Annotated in this window: 10 protein-coding genes and 1 tRNA gene; 4 read left to right on the top strand and 7 right to left on the bottom strand. The window is 66.4% G+C overall.

Annotation, left to right across the window (positions count from 1 at the left end; genetic code table 11):
• Positions 1 to 22 precede the first annotated feature (22 nt).
• The gene (locus D5301_RS03135; RefSeq protein WP_110714028.1) at positions 23 to 535 is read right to left on the bottom strand and encodes a hypothetical protein; all 513 of its coding nucleotides are present in this window, start codon (positions 533 to 535) and stop codon (positions 23 to 25) included.
• A gap of 82 nt (positions 536 to 617) precedes the next feature.
• On the opposite strand from D5301_RS03135, the gene D5301_RS03140 reads away from it, so the two are divergent.
• Positions 618 to 1,244, top strand: coding sequence for a YiiX/YebB-like N1pC/P60 family cysteine hydrolase (locus D5301_RS03140; protein ID WP_110714029.1), 627 nt, complete (start codon positions 618 to 620; stop codon positions 1,242 to 1,244).
• Between the two features lie 54 nt (positions 1,245 to 1,298).
• Here D5301_RS03140 and D5301_RS23990 read toward each other — a convergent pair whose 3' ends face one another.
• The 3 genes from D5301_RS23990 to ubiA form a co-directional block, all read right to left on the bottom strand.
• Positions 1,299 to 1,472: a hypothetical protein gene (locus D5301_RS23990; RefSeq protein ID WP_194936600.1), complete on the bottom strand. Its 174-nt coding sequence runs from the start codon at positions 1,470 to 1,472 to the stop codon at positions 1,299 to 1,301.
• Positions 1,473 to 1,745: 273 nt separating this feature from the next.
• Positions 1,746 to 3,170, bottom strand: a complete 1,425-nt coding sequence (locus tag D5301_RS03145; RefSeq protein ID WP_180854520.1) for a TIGR00366 family protein — start codon at positions 3,168 to 3,170, stop codon at positions 1,746 to 1,748.
• 186 nt (positions 3,171 to 3,356) lie between these two features.
• Positions 3,357 to 4,250, bottom strand: coding sequence for a 4-hydroxybenzoate octaprenyltransferase (gene ubiA, locus D5301_RS03150; protein WP_005411493.1), 894 nt, complete (start codon positions 4,248 to 4,250; stop codon positions 3,357 to 3,359).
• A 149-nt stretch (positions 4,251 to 4,399) separates the two neighbouring features.
• Here ubiA and D5301_RS03155 point away from each other — a divergent pair.
• From D5301_RS03155 to D5301_RS03165, 3 genes are all read left to right on the top strand, one after another.
• Positions 4,400 to 4,476 (top strand) — tRNA-Arg (locus D5301_RS03155).
• 72 nt (positions 4,477 to 4,548) lie between these two features.
• Positions 4,549 to 5,679: a helix-turn-helix transcriptional regulator gene (locus D5301_RS03160; protein ID WP_153854745.1), complete on the top strand. Its 1,131-nt coding sequence runs from the start codon at positions 4,549 to 4,551 to the stop codon at positions 5,677 to 5,679.
• An 82-nt stretch (positions 5,680 to 5,761) separates the two neighbouring features.
• Entirely contained in the window at positions 5,762 to 7,639 is a 1,878-nt protein-coding gene (locus D5301_RS03165) for an aspartyl protease family protein (protein WP_153854746.1), read from the top strand.
• 43 nt (positions 7,640 to 7,682) lie between these two features.
• Here the strand turns inward: D5301_RS03165 and D5301_RS03170 are convergent, their stop codons facing one another.
• The 3 genes from D5301_RS03170 to D5301_RS03180 form a co-directional block, all read right to left on the bottom strand.
• Positions 7,683 to 8,090: a hypothetical protein gene (locus D5301_RS03170; protein WP_153854747.1), complete on the bottom strand. Its 408-nt coding sequence runs from the start codon at positions 8,088 to 8,090 to the stop codon at positions 7,683 to 7,685.
• Between the two features lie 156 nt (positions 8,091 to 8,246).
• Positions 8,247 to 9,602 carry a Gfo/Idh/MocA family oxidoreductase gene (locus tag D5301_RS03175; RefSeq protein ID WP_153854748.1) on the bottom strand — a complete coding sequence of 452 codons (1,356 nt, stop codon included), beginning with the start codon at positions 9,600 to 9,602 and terminating at the stop codon, positions 8,247 to 8,249.
• 65 nt (positions 9,603 to 9,667) lie between these two features.
• A complete protein-coding gene (locus tag D5301_RS03180) occupies positions 9,668 to 12,643 on the bottom strand; it encodes a TonB-dependent receptor (RefSeq protein WP_153854749.1) in 2,976 nt (991 codons plus the stop codon).
• Positions 12,644 to 12,691: the final 48 nt, after the last annotated feature.

A 12,691-nucleotide genomic window follows, 5' to 3' on the forward strand; every position in this document is an offset into this window, starting at 1 on the left:
CGCGCCTGTGCCGGATCAGCCATCAGATCGACTCATCCTCACGCTTGACCAGCGTCCAGCAGGGCGCCTGCGCGAAGGTGTAGGTCTGCTGGTCGCTGCTGTCCGGCGTACGGATCTGCACCTGCCGCTGTCCATCGGCCAGGGGGCTGACCTGCATTTCGCGGCCCTGCCCGGCCAGTGCGGCGGGATCAGGCATCACCGGCCACTCGACATCGGCCAGCGCCAGCCGGCTTTCCACCTTGCGCGGTTCCGGCTCGGCCTCGGCATCGATGTAGCTGTCCAGCAGCGGATCGGCGGTGGCCTTTTCCTGCAACGCGATCTCGTTGCCGAAATGCTTCAGGAACGCATCGAAGTCCGGGTAGGGGCACTCACTGCGTGCAGCCACAGCCGTGGGCTCGATAGCGGCGGTCGCCGGTACAGCTGCGGCAGGCACGGTTTCGGCCGCGGTCTGCGGTGGCTGCGGCGCTGGCGTGCAGGCAACCAGCACCACGCCGCAGGCGAGCGTCAGCAGTGCGGCAGAACGGTAACGACGCATGGGCTCATCCTGAATCCGGTCCGGTCGCTCCATGCTACCGCGCACCCTACAATTCCGGCATTCCGCCTGTCCGAGAGTCCTCATGCATCGCCTCCTGCTCCTGATCGGCCTGCTGCTGCCCGCCCTGTGGCCGGCGGTGGCGAGGGCCGTCGATGTCCACGAGGGCGACCTGCTGTTCGTCACCGCCGGCCGCAGCGGTCTCAGTGCGGCCATCGACGATGCCACCGGCAAGCAGGGCGCACCCAGCTTCGATCACGTCGCGCTGGTCGCTTCCGCGCCGAAGGGCTGGGAGGTATTGCATGCAGACGAGAAAGGATCGCGCCGGCAATCGCTGGTCGAATTCCGCCAGGAGGCGCGCGCCAAGCAGCGGCAGATCGTGGTCTATCGCCTGCGCGCGCCGCAGCAGGCGGCGATCAGGGATGCGGTCGCCACCGCGCGCACGATGCTGGGCAAGCCGTACAACACGTCGTATGTGTTGAACGAGGACAGCTACTACTGTTCCGACTTCATCGAACGTGCGTTTCGTGCGCACCATGTATTCGCGTTGCAGCCGATGAACTTCCGCAATCCGCAGACCGGGCAGATCGCCCAGCACTGGATTGATCTGTACCGCGGCATGGGCATGGAGGTGCCGCAGGATCAGCCTGGCACCAATCCGAACGACATGTCGGCGGCGCCGGTGCTGCAGCGCATCGGGGTGCTGGAATAAGCGAAGCCCCGCGCAAGGCGGGGCTTCACCGGTCACTCCGCATGCGCGGCGCGGTCATTCTTCTTCGTCGTGGCCGCCCTGCTGCTGGTTGCGCTCTTTGCGCTGCTGATCCTGCTGTTGTTGCTGCTGTTGCTGTTGGTCACGACGCCCCTGCTGCTGATCCTGCTGATCCTGCTGGTTCTGCTGGCCTTGCTGCTTCTGGTTCGGGTTCTGGTTCTGCTGTGCCATGTCCGTTCTCCGAAAGCCACGCGCGGAATGCGGTGGACGGGGCCATCGTCTGCAGCGAAGAGTTAATCGCGCGTTGGCGGACGGCTACACCTGTGTGTACGCCTGTGAATGAACGCGCAGAGCCCCTTGCAGCACAAGCGGCTGAAGGATTCATGCAGGTTCGGCATGTGCTCATGCAGGCGGCGCGGGTCCGCGCATTCATGGCGTGCTCCGCTGGAAACACGCGCTGAACGAGGCTGGCGTCCTGTTCGGGCACGGACGCCAGCCGTGCATTCAGGGCATCACCGGTGGCACATACGCCAGGGTCATGCCCAGCAGCCACAGCAGGCCCAGCACCAGCGGAATGTGCACCAGCAACTGGATGAAGGTGAAGCCGACGATGTCGCGTGCCTTCAGGCCCAGCACGCCCAGCAGCGGCAGCATCCAGAACGGGTTGATCAGGTTCGGCAGCGCTTCGGCCGCGTTGTAGACCTGCACCGCCCAGCCCAGGTGCGCTTTCAGTTCATTGGCGGCCTGCATCACGTACGGCGCCTCGATGATCCACTTGCCACCACCGGACGGTACGAAGAAGCCCAGCACCGCCGAGTAGACGCCCATCACCAGCGCGAACGAATCGGTGCTGGCCACGTGCACGAACAGGCTCGACAGCCGGTGCGCCAATGTCTGCCCATCGCCGCCGGCCGCGTGGGTGAGGATCATCGCGATGCCACCGTACAGCGGGAACTGGATCAGTACGCCGGTGGTGCTCGGTACCGCCTTGGCCACCGCATTGAGGAAACTGCGCGGACGCCAGTGCAACAGCAGGCCCAGCGAAATGAACAGGAAGTTGTAGGTATTGAGGTTGGCGATGGCGGTGATCACCGGCTTGTTGGCGAACTCGTTGAACAGCCAGCCGAACGCCAGCAGCGAGAGCAGTACGGTCAGCAGCGGGCTGTACTCCAGCCATTCGCCCGGGCGCGTGCGTCGCTGCAGCGGCTCCGGCTCGGCCTGCGCAGCGCCGGGGAACTCCTCGGCGGTGCGGGCGCTGGCGGCGGCGGGTGCGGTCAACCAGGCAATCAGCAGCGAGACCAGGATCAGCACCGAGGTCAGCGCGATCGACTGCCACAGGAAGATGGTTTCGGTGAACGGCAATACGCCGGTGATCTCGACCAGCCCCGGCGGCATGCTGGCCGGGTTGGCCTGCAGCTGTGCGGCCGAGGAACTCAGCCCCATCGCCCACACCGCACCGAGGCCGAGATACGCCGAAGCACCGGCCGCGCGGTAGTCCATGCGCAGTTCGGTACGGCGCGCCAGCGCGCGCACCAGCAGTCCGCCGAACACCAGCGAGAAACCCCAGCTGAGCAGCGAGGCCAGCATGCTGACCAGGCCCACGTACACCACCGCGCCACGGCCAGTGCGCGGCACGCGGGCGAGGAAGTCGATGAAGCGTGCGACCACCGGCGCGGTGGCCACGGCGTAGCCGCCGATGACCACGAAGGCCATCTGCATGGTGAAGGGAATCAGGCTCCAGAAGCCGTCACCGAAGGCGCTGGCGGTGGCCTGCGGGGTCGAGCCGAAGCCCATCGCGGCCAGCGCGACGATGACCACGCCCAGCACCGCGAATACATACGCATCGGGGAACCACTTTTCCGCCCAGGCGGCCGAGCGCAGCGCAGCGCGCGCCATCCAGCCGTCCTGTACTGCTGCCGTCGAGGCCATCGCCTACCCTCCCAGGTTCGATGGACCGATTCTGGGCGGTGGGGTGCGGGCTGTCTGCCACCTATTGGTCGTAGGTGGCGGGGTCGGATCCCTCTCCACAGGAGAGGGCTCTGACCCCGAGCCGGGTATCGGCGCGGCAGAAGGGTCAGAGCCCTTTCCCACAGGAAAAGGGATCCGACCCTGGGCTCAACGCAGCGCCAGGTCCACGGCGATACCGGCAAACAGCGCGGCGCCCACCCAGTTGTTGTGCAGGAACGCCTTGAAGCACGGGCCGCGTTCGCGGTTGCGGCAGATCCAGAATTCGTACACCACCAGCGCAGTGGCCACGGCCACGCCGGCCAGGTAGTACCCACCCAGCCCGCCGCGTACGCCTACCAGCGCCATGGTGGCCAGGAACAGTGCATACAACACGCCCTGGATGACCAGATCAAGGTCGCCGAACAGGATCGCGGTGGAGTGCGAGCCCATCTTCAGGTCGTCCTCGCGGTCGACCATGGCGTACCAGGTGTCGTAGGCGGTGGACCACAGGATGTTGCCGGCATACAGCAGCCAGCCCAGCATCGGCACCTCGCCCTGCACGGCGGCGAACGCCATCGGGATGCCCCAGCCGAACGACATGCCCAGGTAGACCTGCGGCAGATGGGTGTAGCGCTTCAGGTACGGGTAGCTGGCAGCCAGGAACACGCCGATGAAGCTGAGGCCGATGGTCAGCCCGTTCAGGGTCAGCACCAGGCCGAATGCCACCAGCATCAATACCGCAAACAACGCCAGCGCAGCGCGGCCACTGATCGCACCGGTGGCCAGCGGACGCGCCTTGGTACGCTCCACATGCGGGTCGAGCCAGCGGTCGGCGTAGTCGTTGATGACGCAACCGGCCGAACGGGTCAGCCACACGCCGGCGGTGAACACGAACAGCGTCCACAGCGGCGGCAGGCCGCCCGCGGCCAGCCACAACGCCCACCAGGTGGGCCACAGCAGCAGCAACGTGCCGATCGGGCGATCAGCGCGCATCAGACTCCAGTAATGCCGCCAACGCGGCGTCGCCGGCGACTGCGGCGAAGTGAGGGGGGTATCAGCCATGGCGATAGGATACTCCTGCCCCTCTGGCAGGGCTTTGCCCGTGGGGGGAGATTTGTTCGGCGAAACTGGATAGAATGCCGGTCCCGCACCGCTTCATGGCGCTGCGATGCCCGCCCCGGCACCGGCCGACGGCGCGGCGGTTCTACAACGCGCCCGTAGCTCAGCCGGATAGAGTAGTGGCTTCCGAAGCCATTGGTCGGGGGTTCGAATCCCTCCGGGCGCGCCATCTCCCCCGCTTGTTGCCTGCACGCTGCTATCCGCGCTGGACGTTGCCGCGCGCATCATCAACACTGCGCGCATGACGCCACCGGATCTGCTGCAGCTGGCGGCAGGCGCTGCGATTCTGGGCCTGGCCGCCTTGTCCACCGGAGTGAGCTTCGGCCGCGCTCGGCGTGGCAGTCATCTGCTCACCACCTTCTTCGCCTGTTTCGCCGCCGCCAATCTGTTCGGGCTGGTGCTGTTGGGTGGCCAGGCGTGGCTGTCGGCCGACGCGGTGCGCTGGCTGCGGGTCATCGAGGTGCCGCTGGTCTATCTGCTGGGCCCGTTGCTGTACGGCCATGCACGTGCACTGCTGGCGCCCGCGCGGGAGCATGCGTCGCCGTTGCCGGTCGCGCATCTGCTGCCGGCCGTTCTCGCGTTCGTCATTTCCCTGTTGAACGCAGTCGCGCCTTTCGAGACCTCGCCACTGGGCAATGCGCTGTTCCAGCTCAGCTTCCATGGCTGGCTGCTGCAGGGTGCACCCTACCTGCTGGCCACGCTGTGGCTCTCGCTGCGTACGCCTTCGGCCCCGCGCGGAACCGCCATCCAGCACAGCGGGCTGCGCGGGCTGGCGATCGTGATGGCGGGGTGCTGGCTTGCCAGCACGATGAACCGGTGGCCGCCGGATACCGCTCCGCTGCTGGCCAGCATCGGGCTCAGTCTGCTGACCACCGCCGGCATGTATCTGCTGGCCTGCCGCGTGGTGCGGCAGCAGCTGCGCGCGTCTGTGAGCGCCGCTGCACCGGGCATGGGGAACCTTGTCCCCGCGCCCACCGAGGACGTCGCCGTCGCACGCTACCAGCGCTCGGGCATCGACGCGGCGCAATGCGCGGCCATCGCCAGCGCGCTGACCGCATTGATGCAGGACCAACGCCTGCATGAAGCCCCCGGACTCGATCTCCAGGGCTTGAGCCAGCATAGCGGCTGGTCACCCAACCAGGTCTCGCAGGCGCTCAACCAGGGCCTGGGCCAGAGCTTCTCCGAGTTCGTGACCGGTTTCCGCATCACGGCGGCGAAATCCTGCCTCTCCGACCCGGCTGACCCACGCAGCGTGCTGGACATCGGCCTTGCCGCCGGCTTCGGCAGCAAGTCCACGTTCAACAGCGCGTTCAAGCGCGCCACCGGGCAGACCCCCAGCGAATACCGCCGCAGCCGCACCACGTCCGGCTGAACGTCCAATCCTTCACGCCCGGTCGAACGGCGCCCGCCGCTGCGTTGCCATCAGCGCTCGACCCGACGAAGAAGGTGATGCGATGCGATGGCAACGGATGATGTTCGGCCTGCTGTGGATGCTGGCGGTTCCCGTGCAGGCTGCGGTGGGGGATGCGGCGGGTGTGCTGGCCCGGGCCCGTGCAGCCAGTGGCGGCGAGCCGTGGCTGTCGGTACAGCGCCTGCAGGCTGAAGGCGAGCAGTCGGTCGGTGGCTTGCAGGGCCGCTGGCAGCTCAACCAGGACCTGCGCGCCGGTCGCTATGCCGAACAGGCGCAGCTGGGGGCCTTCACTGTTGCCCAGGGTTTCGACGGCCAGCGGTCCTGGCGGCGTGACTACGGCGGTGAGGTCGGCCTGCTGGACGGCACCGTGCCACGCCGCACCGCGCGCACGCAGGCGTGGCTGGCCACCCGCGCCTATTGGTCCAGCGCCTATCCCGCCTCCCGCTTCGCGGGCCCACGCACCGAGGTCCACGACGGGCAGCGCTATGACGTGCTGTCGACGACGCCGGAGGGCGCGGACCCGATCGAGCTCTGGTTCGACACCCGCAGCGGCCAGCTCGGCCGGGTGATCATCGCCTCCGCGCGCACACCCACCGCCACCACGCTGGAAGACTACCGGGCGGTCGATGGCCTGCTGCTGCCCCATCGCATCGTCACCGATACGCTCGATGCCCTGGGCCGTGCCGACCCGCGCCTGCGCAGCGACGTGCAGGTGCAGCGCTACCAGGTGGATGGGCCGGTAGCGGACACCGTGTATGCGCCGCCGGTGATGGCCCACGACAGCTACATCGAAGATGCCAGCGGCACCACCCGCATTCCGTTCGACCTGGTCAACAACCATGTCTACATCGAAGCCGAAGTGGACGGCCAGCCGGCGCGATTCCTGGTGGATACCGGCGCCATCAACCTGCTGACGCCCACCGGCGCCAAGCGCCTGGGGCTGACCACCACAGGCCGCCTGAGCGTGCATGGTGCCGGTGACAACGCCAGCGACCTGGGCCTGGCACAGGCCCGCCACCTGCGCATCGGTGGCGCGCACCTTGCAAACCCGGTGTTCCACATCATCGACCTCGGCCAGCAGATCAACTCGATGGGCGTGCCGCATGATGGCTTCATTGGCTACGAGACCTTCCTGCGCTTCGTCACCACCTTCGACTATGGCGCGCGCGTGCTCAGCTTCACCCGGCCAGGCCACTACCAGCCGCCCGCCAACGCGGTGGTGCTGCCGTTCGAACAGGACGACCGCGCGCCGGTACTGAATGGCGAGTTGGACGGCATTCCACTGCGCTTGTGGCTGGACACCGGCTCACGCAACTCGCTGAGCCTGAGCAGCCCGTTCGTGCGCACCCATCGTTTGTTGGAGAAGTACCACGCCAGTGAGGAGGCCGTGCTTGGATGGGGCCTCGGAGGCCCCGGCCGCGCGCGCCCCGCCCGGCTCGGTGTGCTGCGCATGGGCGACATCAAGGTCACCGGCCTGGTGGGTGATCTGTCCAGCACCGACAAGGGCGCGCTGGCCCTGGCCGACTATGGCGCGATCCTGGGCGGCGGCGTGCTGCGGCGCTTCTCCATGGGCATCGACTACGACGCCAAGCGCCTTTATCTGGTGCCCAACGCTGAAAGCACGCAGCCCGATGCCTTCGACCGCAGCGGACTGTGGCTGCAGGCCGAGGACGGTGCACTGCGCGTAGCCGATGTAGCGCCGACCAGCGCCGGTGCACGCGCCGGCCTGCGCAGGGATGACTGCATCGTCATGATTGCGGGAGAGCCGATTGCCGCACGGATACTGGGGGACTGGCGTGCGCAGCTGCGCGAGCGTCCGGTGGGAACGCGCGTTGGCGTCCGCTATCTACGCGATGGCCGGCAGATGGATACCGAACTGGTGCTGGCGGACCGGGTGGCAGCGGGTTGGCCTGCCGATTGAGCTGGGACCGACGCGAACACCGTAGGACATCCATCGATAGCCATCATGGAATGCGGCTGCACGGCGCCGGTTCTGCGGTGCCGCCGGTGGATGGTGCGCAAGGCCTGCGCGCGTAGCTGTAATCGGGATCCCGGCAGGCGCGCACGATCGGACTTCGTGCGTGCCTGATCACGCCTGGGAACCAGGACAACACCAACACCATGGCCCAGATCGCAGCCAACCAGAACCATCGGCCGGAAGCATAGGCCCAGATCATGGGCAATGCAGCGAGCAGCACGACGATCTGCGTATACAGCAGGTAGAGCGTATGCAGGCCCAAGCGGGGATCCGAGCGCAGCACCACGCCACATCCCCTGCATGCCGTCTTCGCCTGCCGTCTCGATGCGGAAAGCAGCGGGAATCGCTGCCCGGCAGCGCCGCAAAGTGGACAGGTGAAGGTCAGCACGCGCATCCGGAAGCTCCTCTCCACCGATTGGCGTCATCTGCCAGGTACGTATCCGAGCCTAGCATGGGCGTGGCAGAGGGGGGCCCACATACAGCAACGCCGGGCAGTGCCCGGCGTTGTGTTCAAAACAGTCGAGCATGGCCCGACGCTACAAAGAGCGGATCAGTACTTGCCGTCGAACGCGAAGATCGGCTTGCGCTGCTTCCACGCGCCAGCGGTGAAGTCCGGGAACTCCAGCGTCTGGAAGCTGTTGGCGATCGACTGCTCGCTCAGCGGGGTGATCGCGCTCCAGGTCACCGCGTCATAGATGTCGATCGGCATCGGCGCCTTGGCCTTCAATGCTTCCACGAAGGCGTGGATGACGAACCAGTCCATGCCGCCGTGGCCGGCGCTGGCGGCGGTGTCGGCATTCTGCTTCCACAGCGGGTGCTCGTACTCATCCTGGTACTTCTTGAACTCTTCCCACTGGTGCGGCGGGCTGCGGCCTTCGATGTGGATCGAATGGTTCACGTCCATCCACAGGCCCTTGGTGCCCTGCACGCGGAAGCCCATCGAATACGGACGCGGCAGCGAGGTGTCATGCTGCAGCAGGATGGTCTCGCCGTTCTCGCAGGCCAGCGTGGTGGTCACGATGTCGCCCAGCTTGAACTTCACCTTGGTGCTGGGATGCGTGGTGCCACCACTCTTGGCCACGGTGTACTCGTGCAGGCCACGCGCCTTGGTCGCGAAGGCATTGATGTGGGTGAAGCGGTTGCCACGGTTGATGCCGGTATACATCGCGCACGGGCCGATGCCGTGGCTGGGGTAGAGCTCACCATTTCGCTCCACCGAATGCTCGGTGCGCCAGCGTGCTTCGCTCCATCCCTTGGGGCCGAACTCCACGCCACTGTCGTAGGGCTGGTTCGGGTCGCCGGAATTGAACTTCACGCCGCGCAGGTCGTGCTGGTAGCCGGCCTGCAGGTGCACCAGCTCGCCGAACAGGCCCTGGCGCACCATCTGCAGCGCAGCCATCACGTCGCGGCGGTAGCAGACGTTCTCCAGCAGCATGTAGGGCGTGCCGGTGCTCAGCTGGGTCTTCAACACGTCCCAGTGGTCCTGCAGGGTGATGCCGGCCACCACTTCGCAGCCCACCGCCACGCCGGCCTGCATCGCGGCAATCGCCATCGGCGCGTGGTACTCCCACGGCGTGGCGATGATCACGCCATCGATGCCCTTCTGTTCCAGCAGGCGCTTCCAGGCATTGGTGTCGCGGTCCTGACCATAGGTCTTCGGCGCCGGCTTGCCCGCCTTGGCCACCATCTCGGTGGCGCGGCCGAGCATGATCGGCTCGATGTCGCACAGGGCGACCACTTCGACGTCGTCGCGGCGCACCAGTTCCTTCAGCAGCACCAGGCCGCGCATGCCGGTACCGATCATGGCCAGGCGCACCTTGCGCCCGCGTGCCCAGGCCGGGGTCTGCGGCAGCAGGCTGCTGGCGGCGACAGCGGCGCTGGCCGCGATGAATTCCCTACGCTTCATGGCAAACATCTCTCCTCTTGGCAGCGTGCCGGCCGCAGCCGGCACGCCAGGTCACGCAAACGGAATTACTTGAACCGGTAGCCGATGGTCACACTGTAACCACGACCGAAGATCGTTGCGTAGTCACTGGAGTCACCCAGGAAGCTGTTCGGATCGTAGAACGGCAGGCGGTTGAACAGGTTCTTGACCGTGAAGCTCAGGTTCCACGCATCATCCGGGCGCCAGGTGACGCTCATGTTGGCGGTCCACCACGATGGTGCACCGTCGCACTTGCTCTTCTGCAGGGCCAGGTAGCCGCCGGTGCAGGTTTCCTTGTTGTTGCTCTTTTCGTCGACCTGGTCGGTAGCCCACTTGGTACCACCCACGTAGTTGACGAACATGCTGGTGGTGACCTGCTTGTAGGTCCAGTCGGCATTGAGCGTGGCACGCAGGCGCGGGTTGTTGTAATAGCCCACCACGTCGCCGTAGTACCAGCCGTTCTCCGCGTCCATGTAGAAGCGGTTGCGGTTGGCGATGGTGGCGGCCAGGCCGATGTTCAGGTTGCCCCAGTCACCCAGCGAGAAGCGGCTGCGCGCATCGATGTCGAAGCCGTCGATCAGGGTCTTGCCACGGTTCTTGTACTGGCCCACCACGCTGGCCACGTTGCCGGCGGAGTAGCCCGGCAGTACCGACGGGCAGCTCACGCCACTGGCCGGGTCGGCACACATCGCCGCCAGCTGCGCCAGGTTGGCGCGGTCACTGTCGGTGATCGGCGAGCGCGACGAGGAGATGATGTCTTCCATGCGGCGGTAGTCCGGCGCGACGATTTCATTGTCGCGATAGATGAACCAGTAGTCGGCCGACACCGACAGCCACGTTGCCGGCTCGTAGACGAAGCCGAGGGTGGCGATCTTCGCCTTCTCCGGCTTCAGGTCCTTGTTCGGCTGGGTCATGCGGGCCACGGTGCGACTGCAATCGACGTTCAGCATCGTCTTGCCCAGATCGACATCACCCGGCCGCTGCGACTTCAGCAGCAGGTTGGCGATGGCGTTGGTCTCGTTGCAGCGCAGCTCGTCACGGTAGCCGCCCAGCTGCGCGAACACGCCGCCGTTGCCGGATTCGGCCAGGCTCGGTGCACGGAAACCGGTCGAGTAGGTGCCGCGCAGCATCAGCTGGTCGAACGCCTGGTACTTGAAGCCGATCTTCGGCGCGACGTTGGCGCTGAAGTTCGGGTACTTGTCCACGCGCACCGCCGCATCCAGTTCCAGCTTGTCGGTGATCGGTGCCACGGTCTCGGCGAACAGCGCGTAGGTGTTGCGCTTGCCGTCGAACCAGGAGCCACCCTGCTGGGAGATCAGGCCATTGGCCGCATCGGCATTGCCCGGGGTGTAGAAGGTTTCGCGGCTGGCGTTGAAGCCGAACGCGGCGCGCATTTCACCAGCCGGCAGCTGGAACAGCGGGCCTTCGATCTTGCCGTCGAGGGTATGCAGGCGGGTCCACGACTGGATGTCGAAGGTCGGGAACGCCTCACGGATCAGCGCAGCATTGGCTTCGCTGATCTCGCCGAATTTATACGCCGGGTGGTCGGAGATGATCACCCGACCGGTGCCCGGATCGATCGAGTACGGGCCGAAGGCCTTCTCGAAGCCCTTGATGTTGACGTTGATGGTCTGGTACGTGGTGGAATGGGTGCCGGCACTGGCGAAGGCGGTCTCCCAGTTCCAGTCACCCCGGTTGCCACGCGCACCGGCCAGCACGCGGTAGCTCTTGTCGGTGTTGCGCTGGCCGAAGTAGTTCGGGCCGGCATCCTGCAGCAGGTAATTCAAGCCGACCACGCCGCCCATCATCGCCTTCATCTGCGGGCTGGCGTGGTTGTACTCGTTGTTCGGGCCCAGGAACGGGTACAGGAACTGGTTGACGGTGTTGCCGGTGTTGCGCGAGAACCAGCTGGTCGGGTTGCCGGTGGTGGTGCCGTAGGTGCGCGGTGTGCCGCCGTTGGCGCGCAGGTCGATGTCGGTGTAGGTCGCCTCGGCGAAGATCTCGGTGCTGTCACCCACCAGGAAGGTGCCGTTGAGGTAGGCGGTGTTGCGCTCGGACTTGGCGCCGGCATCGATCTCGTTGTTCATCCAGGTTTCCCAGACGCAACGCGGACCGGCCGCTTCACTGGTCAGCACGTTCTTGCAGCCCGGCGCAGCTTCCTGCACGCGGCGGCCGGTGACCGGATCGAAGGCGAAGTAGGTGCCCGGGTTGAACTCGCCCGGCTTGCTGCCCACGCCCAGGCGCAGGTCGTTGAGGTAGTTCGGCTTGTTGACGTAGTACTGGTCGGGCCGCTTGTCGTAGAAATCGCTCAGCGGGATCGCGTCGCGGCGGTACATGTTCACCGCGCCGTAGATGTTGAAACGGTTCTCGGCCAGGTCGCCGAAGCCGGCGGTGATGCTGGCCTGGCGCTCGCCGTAGGAGTCGATGCGCGAGGAGGTGTCGTTGGTGAAGCTGATCTCGGCGCCCTGGAAGTTGCGCTTGGTGATCACGTTGATCACGCCGGCCACCGCGTCGGTGCCATACACCGCCGAAGCGCCATCGGTCAGCACTTCCATGCGCTCGATGGCCGCGGCCGGGATCGCATCGATGTTGACGAACTGGGTCTGGAAGCCGGCCGGTGCACCGTAGTACGACAGGCGACGACCGTTCAGCAGCACCAGCGTGCCCTGGGCACCGAGGCCACGCAGGTTGGCCTGCGAGGCACCATCGGAGCCGGTGAACAGCGAACGCGCGTCCTGCTGTGCCGGGCGTGCGGCCGGCAGGTTGTCGAGCACCTGCAGCAGCGTGCGCGCACCCATGTTCTGGATGTCCTGCTTGCTGATCACCTGCACCGGCGACGCGGTTTCAACGTCGGTGCGGCGGATGTTGGAGCCGGTGACCTCGATGCGGGCCAGGTCGGTGGCCTTGTCCTTGCTCTCCTGGGCGAAGGCAGGAACGGCGACCGACAGCAGCACGCCGGCGATGGCCAGCGACAGCGGAGCGATCGAACGACAGGGGGGGCGGTGGTGGCGTGCGGGCAACATCGGGGTTCTCTCCTGGCAGGGGTGCGGCGCAAAAAGTGAGCGCGTGGG

The organism is Stenotrophomonas sp. MH181796, assembly GCF_009659995.1.
GTDB classification, from domain to species: domain Bacteria; phylum Pseudomonadota; class Gammaproteobacteria; order Xanthomonadales; family Xanthomonadaceae; genus Stenotrophomonas; species Stenotrophomonas riyadhensis.